Annotated in this window: 12 protein-coding genes; 8 read left to right on the plus strand and 4 right to left on the minus strand. The window is 63.5% G+C overall.

All coding sequences use genetic code 11. The features are described from left to right. Positions 1-216 precede the first annotated feature (216 nt). A complete protein-coding gene (locus tag PP4_RS20330; RefSeq protein WP_016501041.1) occupies positions 217-1077 on the minus strand; it encodes a glycine betaine ABC transporter substrate-binding protein in 861 nt (286 codons plus the stop codon). A gap of 197 nt (positions 1078-1274) precedes the next feature. On the opposite strand from PP4_RS20330, the gene PP4_RS20335 reads away from it, so the two are divergent. Further along, complete coding sequence (locus PP4_RS20335) at positions 1275-2840, plus strand: glycoside hydrolase family 17 protein (protein ID WP_041167838.1); 1566 nt, start codon at positions 1275-1277, stop codon at positions 2838-2840. A 126-nt stretch (positions 2841-2966) separates the two neighbouring features. Here PP4_RS20335 and PP4_RS20340 read toward each other — a convergent pair whose 3' ends face one another. Beyond that, positions 2967-3335: a hypothetical protein gene (locus PP4_RS20340; RefSeq protein ID WP_016501043.1), complete on the minus strand. Its 369-nt coding sequence runs from the start codon at positions 3333-3335 to the stop codon at positions 2967-2969. A 190-nt stretch (positions 3336-3525) separates the two neighbouring features. Here PP4_RS20340 and PP4_RS20345 point away from each other — a divergent pair, with 190 nt between their 5' ends. Both PP4_RS20345 and PP4_RS20350 read left to right on the plus strand, forming a co-directional pair. Beyond that, positions 3526-4824, plus strand: a complete 1299-nt coding sequence (locus PP4_RS20345; protein ID WP_041167839.1) for a serine/threonine protein kinase — start codon at positions 3526-3528, stop codon at positions 4822-4824. Continuing rightward, positions 4817-5644, plus strand: coding sequence for an MlaA family lipoprotein (locus PP4_RS20350; protein ID WP_016501045.1), 828 nt, complete (start codon positions 4817-4819; stop codon positions 5642-5644). The genes PP4_RS20345 and PP4_RS20350 overlap by 8 nt, the downstream gene beginning before the upstream one ends. Before the next feature lie 114 nt (positions 5645-5758). Here PP4_RS20350 and PP4_RS20355 read toward each other — a convergent pair whose 3' ends face one another. Both PP4_RS20355 and PP4_RS20360 read right to left on the minus strand, forming a co-directional pair. Then, on the minus strand, positions 5759-6907 hold the full coding sequence (locus PP4_RS20355) for a patatin-like phospholipase family protein (RefSeq protein ID WP_016501046.1): 1149 nt from the start codon (positions 6905-6907) through the stop codon (positions 5759-5761). A 143-nt stretch (positions 6908-7050) separates the two neighbouring features. Then, the gene (locus PP4_RS20360) at positions 7051-7986 is read right to left on the minus strand and encodes a lipid A biosynthesis lauroyl acyltransferase (protein ID WP_016501047.1); all 936 of its coding nucleotides are present in this window, start codon (positions 7984-7986) and stop codon (positions 7051-7053) included. A 111-nt stretch (positions 7987-8097) separates the two neighbouring features. On the opposite strand from PP4_RS20360, the gene minC reads away from it, so the two are divergent. From minC to PP4_RS20385, 5 genes are all read left to right on the plus strand, one after another. Beyond that, positions 8098-8859 carry a septum site-determining protein MinC gene (gene minC, locus PP4_RS20365; protein WP_016501048.1) on the plus strand — a complete coding sequence of 254 codons (762 nt, stop codon included), beginning with the start codon at positions 8098-8100 and terminating at the stop codon, positions 8857-8859. 101 nt (positions 8860-8960) lie between these two features. Beyond that, positions 8961-9773 carry a septum site-determining protein MinD gene (gene minD, locus PP4_RS20370; protein WP_016501049.1) on the plus strand — a complete coding sequence of 271 codons (813 nt, stop codon included), beginning with the start codon at positions 8961-8963 and terminating at the stop codon, positions 9771-9773. Positions 9774-9776: 3 nt separating this feature from the next. Further along, positions 9777-10031, plus strand: coding sequence for a cell division topological specificity factor MinE (gene minE / locus PP4_RS20375; protein ID WP_003252572.1), 255 nt, complete (start codon positions 9777-9779; stop codon positions 10029-10031). A gap of 151 nt (positions 10032-10182) precedes the next feature. Beyond that, a complete protein-coding gene (locus tag PP4_RS20380; RefSeq protein ID WP_016501050.1) occupies positions 10183-10818 on the plus strand; it encodes an RluA family pseudouridine synthase in 636 nt (211 codons plus the stop codon). 169 nt (positions 10819-10987) lie between these two features. Continuing rightward, positions 10988-12277: a M18 family aminopeptidase gene (locus PP4_RS20385; RefSeq protein ID WP_016501051.1), complete on the plus strand. Its 1290-nt coding sequence runs from the start codon at positions 10988-10990 to the stop codon at positions 12275-12277. Positions 12278-12310: the final 33 nt, after the last annotated feature.

Here is a 12310-nt window from a genome sequence, read left to right on the forward strand (position 1 = left end):
GGGGTGAAACCCACGCCCTTACTTTATGCGGCTGTTGGACGGCAACCAGACGACCTTAGTCTTAGATGCAACGGTGTTTTACCGATTGCGTAACAAAGTTAGGGCCCATTCGCGGGCTCGCCCGCTCCCACAGGGGCATCACAAGGCCTGAGGGCAGTGATATCCGTGTGGGAGCGGGCGAGCCCGCGAACAAGCTGAACTGGCCCTTGAGAGTGATTACTTGCCAGTCCACTCCTTCACGCGATCAGGGTGCTTGGCTACCCAATCCTTGGCCGCCGCTTCAGGCTTGGCCCCTTCCTGGATCGCCAGCATCACCTCGCCAATCTCGTCCTTGGACTGCCAGCTGAATTTCTTCAGGAACTCCGCCACTTCCGGTGCCTTGGTGGCCAGCTCCTTGCTGCCGATGCTGTTCACGGTTTCCGCCGCGCCATACACGCCTTTCGGGTCTTCGAGGAACTTCAGCTTCCACTTGGCGAACATCCAGTGCGGTACCCAGCCAGTCACTGCAATCGACTGTTGCTTGGCATAGGCACGGCCCAGTTCCGCCGTCATCGCCGCGCCCGAGCTGGCCTGCAGCTTGTAACCGGTCAGGTCGTAGTCCTTGATCGCCTGGTCGGTCTTGAGCATCACGCCGGAGCCCGCGTCGATGCCGACAATCTTCTGCTTGAAGCTACTATCGGTCTTGAGGTCGGCGATGCTCGCCGCCTTGACGTACTCGGGGACGATCAGGCCGATCTTGGCGTCCTTGAAGTTGGCACCGTAGTCGACCACGTTGTCCTTGTTCTTGGCCCAGTACTCACCATGGGTCACCGGCAACCAGGCCGACAACATGGCATCGAGCTTGCCGGTTGCCACACCCTGCCACATGATCCCCGTGGCCACAGCCTGCAACTTCACGTCGTAGCCGAGCTTTTGCTTGATCACTTCGGCGGCCACGTTGGTGGTGGCCACACTGTCGGCCCAACCATCCACGTAACCTATGCTTACTTCTTTGGCCATTGCCTGTGCAGCGCTCATGGCCATTACCAGGGCGGTGCCCACACCCAGTAAACGTCGCATTTTTTTCAAAGTTGCCATCAAAGCATCCCCTCGTCAGGTCTTGGAGATTGCATCATCTTCCTGCAACACAGGTCGACCTGATCCAGCTGCGACCTGCACCCGCCCCATATGCGACAGCACTGTGCCATTAGCGTCATCGGCCTACACCCGCCTGCGCGATCCTTGCATGCCAAAGCTTTGGCGCCGGGCTACTATCTACCCTTTTGCGCCTGACGATGGACCGCCCGATGCCCAGTTCTGCCCGCCTGTTGCTGCCGCTGTACCTGCTTGCCTGCCTGTTGGCCCTGCTCGGGCTCGCCGGGCTCTGGTACGGGCTTGGCAAGCCGGTGCACCTGCCCGATGCGGCCAGCCCGACGCACAAGTTGCAATGCGCGTCCTACACGCCGTTCGACAAGGACCAGTCGCCCTACGACCAACCATTTCGCCTGCGCCCGGCACGCATGGACGCCGACCTGGCCTTGCTGGCTGAGCGTTTCCAGTGCATCCGCACCTATTCCGTGACCGGCCTTGAGGCAATCCCGGCGCTGGCGCGCAAGCATGGGCTAAAAGTGATGCTGGGCGCCTGGGTCAACGCTCACGCGGCCGACACCGACAAGGAAATCGACCTGCTGATCGCCACCGCCAACGCCAACCCCGATGTGGTCAGCGCGGTGATCGTGGGCAACGAAACGTTGCTGCGCAAGGAAGTCACAGGCGCGCAGCTGGCCAAGCTGATCGCCCGGGTGAAAAGCCAGGTGAAGGTGCCGGTGACCTACGCGGATGTGTGGGAATTCTGGCTGCAGCACCCGCAGGTAGCACCCGCGGTGGACTTTTTGACCATCCACCTGCTGCCCTATTGGGAAGACGATCCGCGCGGCATCGACGATGCGCTGGCCCACGTGGCCGATGTGCGCCGGGTGTTCGGCACACGCTTTGCGCCCAAGGACATCCTGATTGGCGAAACCGGCTGGCCCAGCGAAGGCCGCCAACGCGAAACCGCAATACCCAGCCGGGTCAACGAGGCACGCTTTATTCGCGGTTTCGTGGCCATGGCCGAAAGCAACGGCTGGCACTACAACCTGATCGAAGCGTTCGACCAGCCGTGGAAGCGCGCCAATGAAGGGGCAGTAGGCGGTTACTGGGGGCTTTACGATGCCGACCGGCAGGACAAGGGCGTGCTGGAAGGGCCGGTGAGCAACCTGCATGACTGGCCGCAATGGCTGCTGGCCAGTGCACTGCTGATGGCGGCCATGTTGTTGCTGGCTGGGCGCCCTGCTACGCCGATGGCGGCCTTGCTGTTGCCATTGCTGGCGGCGTTTGGCGCAGGTTGCCTGGGGTTGTGGGGCGAACTGATGCGCACTCATGCACGCTTTGCCGGGGAGTGGCTGTGGGCCGTTGCGCTGGCCGGGCTGAACCTGCTGGTGCTGGCCCATGCGCTGCTGGCGTTGGCGCAGCGGGCCGGCTGGCGCGAGCGCTTGTTCGCCTGGCTGCAAGCGCGGGCGGGCTGGCTGTTGCTGGCGGCGGGCTTTGCCGCGGCGGTGAGCATGCTGGCGATGGTGTTCGACCCTCGCTACCGCAGCTTCCCCAGCGCCGCGCTGGCCTTGCCGGCGCTGGTGTATGTGCTGTGGCCGGTGCGGGCCCGGCGGGCGGAGGTGGCGCTGCTGGCGTTCATTGTCGGGGCCGGGGTGGCGCCGCAGTTGTTCGTTGAAGGGCTGGAAAACCAGCAGGCCTGGGGTTGGGCGGTGGTGAGTGTGCTCATGACAGCCGCATTGTGGCGCAGCTTGCGGGTGCGCCAGGCTTGATGCCCGGGGGCCGCTTCGCGCCCCATCGCCGGCAAGCCAGCTCCCACAGGGACCGCGCAGGTTCCGAAGGGTGCACAACACTTGTGGGAGCTGGCTTGCCGGCGATGGGGCGCGAAGCGGCCCCTGTCAGCCTTGCCGCTGTCTCCTGACCAGGCGCAACCCCGCCAGCACCAGCGCAAACACGGCAATGCTGGCGGTATACAACACCAGCGCCGGCACAGCGAACACCAATGCCAACACCGCCAGCCACCAGCCCGCGCGCGCGGGCACGAACTGCGCCAGCAGCGCCAGGCCCAGCCCGCTCCAGGCCAGCACCTGGTGGTGAATGCCCAGCCCCAGCAATGACCGCACCTCACACTGCCAATACGCCGCAGGCACCGTGCACAGCCCAACCCACTGGCCATCCTCCATCAGCCCATAGCGCACGCCATAGCTGGCAGCGAGCCACAGCCCCAGAAACAGCACCAGCAGCGCAGCCGGCAGCGAACGAGACATCCTGTTCTCCAATAGCGGTAATCGAAAGCATCCATGATCGCTTATGCCCGGTTGTAAGGCAAAATCCCAACCCTGCAGCTATGTTGCAGATAACAAGCACACCAAAGGCCACCGCGACTGGCAACTTTGCCCGGTTGGCTGTGGTCCTAGCCTGCACACTGCTCGACCTTGCGTTCTTTTGGGGGATTACATGCTTCGATCTTTGCGCCTCGCTGCCGTGCTCGGTAGCCTGCTCATGGCGGTGGCCGCTTCAGCGCGGGATATCGACGCTGCCAGCTACGGCTACCCCTTGACCAACCCGTTCGAGGCGACCATCGCCACCACGCCGCCGGACCAGCGCCCGACCCTGCCCAGCGACGATGACATCGACCAATCGGACTACAGCCTCAACCTGCGCCCGGAGCGTGAGTTCACCTTGCCCGACAATTTCTGGGCGGTGAAAAAGCTCAAGTACCGCCTGGCCCGCCAGGATCACGAAGCGCCGCTGATCTTCATCATCGCCGGCACCGGTGCACCGTACAGCAGCAGCATCAATGAATACCTGAAGAAACTGTTCTACCAGGGCGGCTTCCACGTGGTGCAACTGTCATCGCCCACCAGCTACGACTTCATGAGTGCCGCCTCGCGCTTTGCCACCCCCGGCGTCAGCCAGGAAGACGCCGAAGACATGTACCGGGTGATGCAGGCCGTGCGTGCCCAGCACCCTCGCCTGCCAGTCAGTGAGTTCTACCTCACCGGCTACAGCCTGGGTGCGCTGGACGCTGCTTTCGTCAGCCATCTGGACGAAACCCGCCGCAGCTTCAACTTCAAGCGTGTGCTGCTGTTGAACCCACCGGTCAACCTGTACACCTCGATCAACAACCTGGACAAACTGGTGCAAACCCAGGTCAAGGGCATCGACCGCAGCACTACGTTCTACGAGCTGATGCTGACCAAGCTGACCCGCTACTTCCAGGACAAGGGCTACATCGACCTCAACGACGCCCTTCTGTATGACTTCCAGCAGTCTAAACAGCACCTGTCCAACGAACAGATGGCCATGCTGATCGGCACCTCGTTCCGTTTCTCGGCAGCCGACATTGCCTTCACTTCCGACCTGATCAACCGCCGCGGCCTGATCATCCCGCCGAAGTTTCCGATTACCGAGGGCAGCAGCCTCACGCCGTTCTTCAAGCGTGCCCTGCAGTGTGATTTCGACTGCTACATGACCGAACAGGTGATCCCGATGTGGCGCGCCCGCACCGACGGCAACAGCATTCTGCAGCTGGTCAACCAGGTGAGCCTGTACGCCCTGGAAGACTACCTGCGCGGCAGTGACAAGATCGCGGTGATGCACAACGCCGACGACGTCATTCTCGGCCCGGGCGACATCGGCTTCCTGCGCAAGGTATTTGGTGACCGGCTGACCCTCTACCCCCATGGCGGCCATTGCGGCAACCTCAACTACCGCGTCAACAGTGACGCCATGCTGGAGTTCTTCCGTGGTTAACAAACTCCTCTTCGCCACTGCCCTGCTTGCCGCCGGCCACACCATGGCCGCCGAAACCGCCCCCCGGGCCAGCGTGATCGAGGCCGACCCGCAAGTGATCGGTACCGCGCCGCTGGTGCCTGAATCCGATGGCTTCATCGACCCGCTGCGCGAGCTGAAATTCAACCCGGGGCTGGACCAGCGCGAGTTCGAGCGCTCAACCCTGGAGGCGCTGAACGTGTACGACCCGCTGGAGTCGATCAACCGGCGCGTCTATCACTTCAACTACCGGCTGGACCAATGGGTGCTGCTGCCGCTGGTGAGTGGTTACCAGTATGTAACCCCGCGCTTCGTGCGCACGGGGGTAAGCAACTTCTTCAACAACCTGGGCGATGTGCCAAACCTGTTCAACAGCGTGCTGCAGCTCAAGGCCAAGCGTTCGGCCGAGATCACAGCGCGGCTGATGTTCAACACCCTGATCGGGGTGGGTGGGCTATGGGACCCGGCGACCAGCATGGGCCTGCCGCGCCAGAGCGAAGACTTTGGCCAGACCCTGGGCTTCTATGGCGTACCGGAGGGGCCGTACCTGATGCTGCCGGTGTTGGGGCCTTCGAACCTGCGCGACACCACCGGGCTGGTGGTGGACTATGCGGGCGAGCAGGCAATCAATTACCTGAACGTGGCCGAAACCAGCACCGACCACCCGGAAATCTTCGCCCTGCGCGTGGTGGACAAGCGCTATACCACCAACTTCCGCTATGGCCAGCTGAACTCACCGTTCGAGTACGAGAAGGTGCGGTACGTGTATACCCAGGCGCGCAAGCTGCAGATAGCTGAGTAAACCTGCTTCGGCCCAATCGCCGGCAAGCCGGCTCCCACAGGTCCGCACAATGCCCAAGGTTGTGGTGATCCTGTGGGGGCTGGCTTGCCGGCGATGAGGCCGGTACAGGCAACATCAAATTCCCAGGAACTGGCACAGCTCCCGCTTCTTGGCCAGGGCATCCTTGCGCCCCAGTTCGATCAGTTCACTGCAATAACTGGCCTCGAACAGCAGATAGCTCAATACCCCCGCCCCGCTGGTGCGCGTCGCCCCCGGCCCGCGCAGGAACAGGCGCAACGCCGCCGGCAGCTCGCGCCGGTGCCGGGCGGCGATCTCGTCCAACGGCTGGCTGGGCGCTACCACCAGTACCTCGATCGGCGCCAACCCCAGGCGGCGGGCATCCAGGTGCGCCGGCAACAGCCGGCTCAAGTGGTTGAGCCGCTGCAGCAGTTCGATGTCGTCTTCCAGGCTATCAATGAACGTGCTGTTGAGCATGTGCCCACCGATCTGCGCCAGGCTGGGCTGCTGCCCGCTGAACACACGCTGAGTGGGCAACGGCGGCGCTGGCCGCTGCGGGTTGCCGCTGACCCCGACCACCAGCACCCGGCTGGCACCCAGGTGCAACGCAGGACTGATCGGCGCCGACTGGCGCACCGCGCCATCGCCGTAGAATTCGTCGCCCAGCTGCACCGGGGCAAACAGCAGCGGGATGGCCGCACTGGCCAGCAGATGGTCGATGGTCAATGGCGTGGGCACGCCGATGCGGCGGTGGCGCAGCCAGGCTTCGATGGTGCCGCGCCCCTGGTAAAAGGTGACCGCCTGGCCGGACTCGTAGCCAAAGGCGGTGACTGCCACCGCGCGCAACTGCTCGGCTGCCAGGGAATGGCCGATGCCATCAAGGTTCAGGTGTGCCTCCAGCAGGCTGCGCAACGGGCTGCTGTCCAGCAGCGCCACCGGCGCCTGGCCGCCTAATCCCAACAGGCTGTGGCCGACGAAACGGCTGGCCTGGCGGACGACGCCGGGCCAGTCACTGCGGATGACCAGGTGGCTGCGAAAGTTCTGCCAGAAGGCGGTCAGCCGCTGAACGGCATCGTTGAAGTGGGTGGCGCCGCTGGCCAGGGTGACGGCGTTGATGGCACCGGCAGAGGTGCCGACGATGACCGGGAACGGATTGTGTGCGCCGGCGGGCAGCAGCTCGGCGATGCCGGCCAATACGCCGACCTGATAGGCGGCGCGGGCGCCGCCGCCAGAAAGGATAAGACCGGTTACAGGGGGTGGGGCCATCGCTTCCTTCCTGGATCAGCTGTTTTCAGGCCCGGCCTCTTCGCGGGCTTGCCCGCTCCCACAGGTCCGCACTTTGCCAAGGCCTGTAGCGAGCCTGTGGGCGCGGGTAAGCCCGCGAAAGGGCCGGCACAGGTAAAGTCAGTTCAGCGCTTTTTCTTGTCGTACAGCCGCGGCGCACCCTCGGGCCGCGACTTGAACCGGCGGTGCGCCCACAGGTACTGCTCGGGGCACTCGCGCAACACACTCTCGACCCACTGGTTGATGCGCAGGCAGTCGGCCTCTTCGCTTTCGCCGGGGAAGTCCGCCAACGGCGGGTGGATGACCAGACGATAGCCGCTGCCATCCTCCAGGCGCTTCTGGGTGAACGGAATCACCTGTGCCTTGCCCAGCCGGGCGAACTTGGTGGTGGCGGTTACCGTCGCGGCCGGGATGCCGAACAGCGGCACGAAAATGCTCTGCTTGGCGCCGTAGTCCTGGTCCGGTGCATACCAGATCGCCCGGCCCGAACGCAGCAGCTTGAGCATGCCACGCACATCCTCGCGCTCCACCGCCAGCGAGTCGAGGTTATGCCGCTCGCGGCCGCTGCGCTGGATGAAGTCGAACAGCGCGTTGCCGTGCTCGCGGTACATGCCGTCGATGGTGTGCTGCTGGCCCAGCAGTGCGGCGCCGATTTCCAGGGTGGTAAAGTGCACAGCCATGAGGATGGCGCCCTGCCCCGCCTGCTGGGCGGCCTGCAGGTGCTCCAGCCCCTCGATATGGGCCAGGCGCGCCAACCTGGCCTTGGGCCACCACCAGCTCATGGCCATTTCGAAGAAGGCGATACCGGTGGAGGCGAAGTTGGCCTTGAGCAAACGCCGCCGTTCGTCGACCGACAGCTCCGGGAAGCACAGCTCAAGGTTGCGCGCGGCAATGCGCCGACGTTCGCCGGCAAAGCAATACATCACGGCCCCCAGCGCGGCACCGGTTTTCAACAGGGCCCGGTACGGCAACTGGACCACCAGCCACAGCAGGCCCAGGCCCAGCCACAGGCCCCAGAACTTTGGGTGAAGGAAATAGGGACGAAAACGCGGGCGTTCCATTGAAGCTTCCGGAAAGACAAAGGCTGCGCATTCTACAACGGATCAGCGTATGTTGCGGGCAACCGGTGTTCTCGTTATAAATCAGGGCACTTTTTTCGCAACAAGCCGTCTATGCAGACCATGAGCCCAAACCACACATCCGACACCGCCTCCGTGTTCCAGCTCAAGGGCAGCATGCTCGCCATCACCGTGCTGGAGCTGGCGCGCAATGACCTTGAAGCCCTCGACCGCCAGCTGGCGGCCAAAGTTGCCCAGGCACCGAACTTCTTCAGCAATACGCCACTGGTGCTGGCGCTGGACAAACTACCGGCCGGCGAAGGGGCAATCGACCTGCCAGGCTTGATGCGCATCTGCCGCCACCATGGCCTGCGTACCCTGGCCATCCGCGCCAACCGCATCGAGGACATCGCCGCCGCCATCGCCATCGACCTGCCGGTGCTACCGCCGTCCGGCGCCCGCGAGCGGCCGCTGGAACCCGAGCCCGAGGTAGTCAGAAAGCCCGAGCCGGCGCCCGCCCCACCACCGGCGCCCGAGCCCGAGGTGCGGCCGACCCGGATCATTACTGCGCCGGTGCGCGGCGGCCAGCAGATCTATGCTCAGGGTGGCGATCTGATCGTTACCGCCTCGGTCAGCCCGGGTGCGGAACTTCTGGCCGATGGCAACATCCATGTGTACGGCGCCATGCGCGGCCGGGCCCTGGCCGGCATCAAAGGCAATACCAAGGCGCGGATCTTCTGCCAGCAGATGACCGCCGAAATGGTCTCCATCGCCGGCCAGTACAAGGTTTGCGAAGACCTGCGCCGCGACCCCCTGTGGGGCACAGGTGTGCAAGTCAGCCTGTCCGGTGATGTGTTGAACATCACCCGTCTTTAACGGATACTTGCCGTCATTTTCAGAGCAACTTTTTTAACTGTTGCCGTTTATTTGCTTTTTGCCGGGACACGTGTCCCGACTTATTTTAGGGGTGAAACACCTTGGCCAAGATTCTCGTGGTTACTTCCGGCAAGGGGGGTGTGGGCAAGACCACCACCAGCGCCGCCATTGGTACCGGCCTCGCACTGCGTGGCCACAAGACCGTCATCGTCGACTTCGACGTGGGCCTGCGTAACCTCGACCTGATCATGGGCTGCGAGCGCCGCGTGGTGTACGACTTCGTCAACGTGGTCAACGAAGAAGCCAACCTGCAGCAGGCCCTGATCAAGGACAAGCGCCTCGAGAACCTGTATGTACTTGCCGCCAGCCAGACCCGCGATAAAGATGCGCTGACCCTGGAAGGCGTCGAGAAGGTGCTGATGGCGTTGAAAGAAGATTTCGAGTACGTCATCTGCGACTCCCCGGCCGGTATCGAGAAAGGTGCGCACCTGGCGATGTACTTCGCCGACGAAGCCATCGTGGTAACCAACCCTGAGGTTTCGTCGGTACGTGACTCGGACCGCATGCTGGGCATTCTGTCGAGCAAATCGCGCCGCTCCGAAAACGGCGAGGAGCCGATCAAGGAACACCTGCTGATCACTCGCTACAACCCAGAGCGCGTCGTCAACGGCGAGATGCTGAGCATCGACGACGTCACCGACATCCTGGCGATCAAGCTCAAGGGCGTAATCCCTGAGTCCCAGGCTGTGCTCAAGGCCTCCAACCAGGGTATCCCGGTCATCCTCGACGACCAGAGCGATGCTGGCCAGGCGTACAGCGACACCGTCGACCGCCTGCTGGGGAAAGACAAACCCCTGCGTTTTGTTGAAGTGCCGAAGCAAGGATTCTTCGCGCGCCTGTTTGGAGGCAAGTAAACCATGAACCTTTTTGACTTCTTTCGTGGCAGACAGAAACAGACCAGCGCGTCGGTAGCGAAAGAGCGTCTACAGATCATCGTGGCGCACGAGCGCGGCCAACGCAGCGAGCCGGACTACCTGCCGGCGCTGCAGAAAGAACTGCTGGAAGTGATCCGCAAGTATGTGAACATCGGCAACGATGACGTGCATATCGAGCTGGAAAACCAGGGCAGCTGCTCGATTCTGGAGCTGAACATTACCCTGCCGGATCGCTGATCTGGCTGAAAGCCGGGGCTGCTTTGCAGCCCATTCGCGGCACAAGGCCGCTCCTGCAAGGGATCGCGTTCCCCTGTAGGAGCGGCCTTGTGCCGCGAATGGGCCGCAGAGCGGCCCCGCTTTTTTCTCCCGATTTAACAGAGAACACGCAATGCCGCTGTCCAAAATCCAGATCCTGCACGAAGACGCCGCCATCCTGGTGATCAACAAACCGACCCTGCTGCTGTCGGTGCCTGGCCGCGCCGAGGACAACAAGGACTGCCTGATCACCCGCCTGCAGGAAAACGGCTACCCTGACGCGCTGATCGTGCACCGTCTGGACTGGGAAACCTCCGGCATCATCCTGCTGGCCCGCGATGCCGACAGCCACCGCGAGCTGTCGCGCCAGTTCCACGACCGCGAAACCGAAAAAGCATACACCGCACTATGCTGGGGCCAACCGGCACTGGACAGCGGCAGCATCGACCTGCCGCTGCGCTACGACCCGCCAACCAAGCCACGCCATGTGGTGGACCACGAGCAGGGCAAGCATGCGCTGACGTTCTGGCGCATCGTCGAGCGCTGCGGCGACCACTGCCGGGTAGAACTGACGCCCATCACCGGGCGCTCGCACCAGTTGCGCGTGCACATGCTGTCGATCGGCCACCCGCTGCTGGGTGACCGGCTGTATGCCAACCCCGAAGCGCTGGCGGCGCACGAGCGGCTTTGCCTGCATGCATCCATGCTGAGCTTTACCCACCCGGTGTCCGGGGAGCGGTTGAAGTTCGAGTGCCCTGCGCCCTTCTGATTTTCGGCTGGCAGCCCCGGCCTCTTCGCGGGCTCGCCCGCTCCCACAGGGATGACACTGCACTGGAAATGTGTGCGGTACCTGTGGGAGCGGGCAAGCCCGCGAAGAGGCAGACACAAATTGTCGACATTGTGCGTTAAACTCGCGCCACTGCTGTCTGGAGTGAGCTATGCGCGACGAACTGAATTCTGGCCTTATCGATTTCCTCAAGGCCTCCCCCACGCCCTTCCATGCCACCGCCAGCCTGGCCCAGCGCCTGGAAGCTGCCGGCTACCAGCGCCTGGACGAGCGTGACAGCTGGACCATTGCGCTGGGCGGCCGCTACTACGTCACCCGCAACGACTCGTCGATCATCGCCATCAAACTGGGCAAGCAGGAACCGTTGCTGAACGGTATCCGCATGGTCGGTGCCCATACCGACAGCCCGTGCCTGCGGGTCAAGCCGCAGCCCGAGCTGCAGCGCCACGGCTTCCTGCAACTGGGTGTGGAAGTGTATGGCGGCGCCCTGCTGGCGCCCTGGTTCGACCGCGACCTGTCCCTGGCCGGCCGCGTTACCTATCGCCGTGACGGCAAGGTAGAAAGCCAGCTGATCGACTTCAAACTGCCGATCGCGATCATTCCCAACCTGGCCATCCACCTGAACCGCACCGCCAATGAAGGCTGGGCGATCAACCCGCAGAACGAGCTGCCGCCCATCCTGGCCCAAGTCGCGGGTGACGATCGCATCGACTTCCGCGCCCTGCTTACCGAGCAGCTGGCCCGCGAGCATGAGCTGATCGCCGACGTGGTGCTGGATTACGAACTGAGCTTCTACGATACCCAAGGCGCCGCGCTGGTCGGCCTGAACGGCGACTTTATCGCCGGGGCCCGCCTGGACAACCTGCTGTCGTGCTACGCCGGCCTGCAAGCCCTGCTGGCCGCCGACAGCGACGAAACCAGCGTGCTGGTGTGCAACGACCACGAGGAAGTCGGCAGCAGCTCCGCCTGCGGCGCCGACGGCCCAATGCTGGAGCAGACCCTGCAGCGCCTGCTGCCCAATGGCGACGCTTACGTGCGCACCATCCAGCGCTCGCTGATGGTGTCGGCCGACAATGCCCACGGTGTGCACCCCAACTACGCCGACAAGCACGACGGCAACCACGGGCCCAAGCTTAACGCCGGGCCGGTGATCAAGGTGAACAACAACCAGCGCTACGCCACCAACAGCGAAACCGCCGGTTTCTTCCGCCACCTGTGCATGGCCGAGGAAGTGCCGGTGCAAAGCTTTGTGGTACGCAGCGACATGGGCTGTGGCTCGACCATCGGCCCGATTACCGCCAGCCACCTGGGGGTGCGCACGGTGGATATCGGCTTGCCGACCTTTGCCATGCACTCCATTCGCGAGCTGTGCGGCAGCCACGACCTGGCGCACCTGGTGAAGGTGCTGACTGCCTTCTACCGTAGCCGCGAGCTGCCTTGATGTAAGCAGGCCCGGCCTCTTCGCGGGCTCGCC

The sequence above is a fragment of the Pseudomonas putida NBRC 14164 genome, assembly GCF_000412675.1.
Classification (GTDB): Bacteria; Pseudomonadota; Gammaproteobacteria; order Pseudomonadales; family Pseudomonadaceae; genus Aquipseudomonas; species Aquipseudomonas putida.

What these genes read in the sequence shown, in the direction of transcription:
- PP4_RS20330 (WP_016501041.1), bottom strand. Translation starts at nt 1,077, where the DNA reads ATGGCAACTTTGAAAAAAATGCGACGTTTACTGGGTGTGGGCACCGCC.
- PP4_RS20335 (WP_041167838.1), top strand. Translation starts at nt 1,275, where the DNA reads ATGGACCGCCCGATGCCCAGTTCTGCCCGCCTGTTGCTGCCGCTGTAC.
- PP4_RS20340 (WP_016501043.1), bottom strand. Translation starts at nt 3,335, where the DNA reads ATGTCTCGTTCGCTGCCGGCTGCGCTGCTGGTGCTGTTTCTGGGGCTG.
- PP4_RS20345 (WP_041167839.1), top strand. Translation starts at nt 3,526, where the DNA reads ATGCTTCGATCTTTGCGCCTCGCTGCCGTGCTCGGTAGCCTGCTCATG.
- PP4_RS20355 (WP_016501046.1), bottom strand. Translation starts at nt 6,907, where the DNA reads ATGGCCCCACCCCCTGTAACCGGTCTTATCCTTTCTGGCGGCGGCGCC.
- PP4_RS20360 (WP_016501047.1), bottom strand. Translation starts at nt 7,986, where the DNA reads ATGGAACGCCCGCGTTTTCGTCCCTATTTCCTTCACCCAAAGTTCTGG.
- minC (WP_016501048.1), top strand. Translation starts at nt 8,098, where the DNA reads ATGCAGACCATGAGCCCAAACCACACATCCGACACCGCCTCCGTGTTC.
- minE (WP_003252572.1), top strand. Translation starts at nt 9,777, where the DNA reads ATGAACCTTTTTGACTTCTTTCGTGGCAGACAGAAACAGACCAGCGCG.
- PP4_RS20380 (WP_016501050.1), top strand. Translation starts at nt 10,183, where the DNA reads ATGCCGCTGTCCAAAATCCAGATCCTGCACGAAGACGCCGCCATCCTG.
- PP4_RS20385 (WP_016501051.1), top strand. Translation starts at nt 10,988, where the DNA reads ATGCGCGACGAACTGAATTCTGGCCTTATCGATTTCCTCAAGGCCTCC.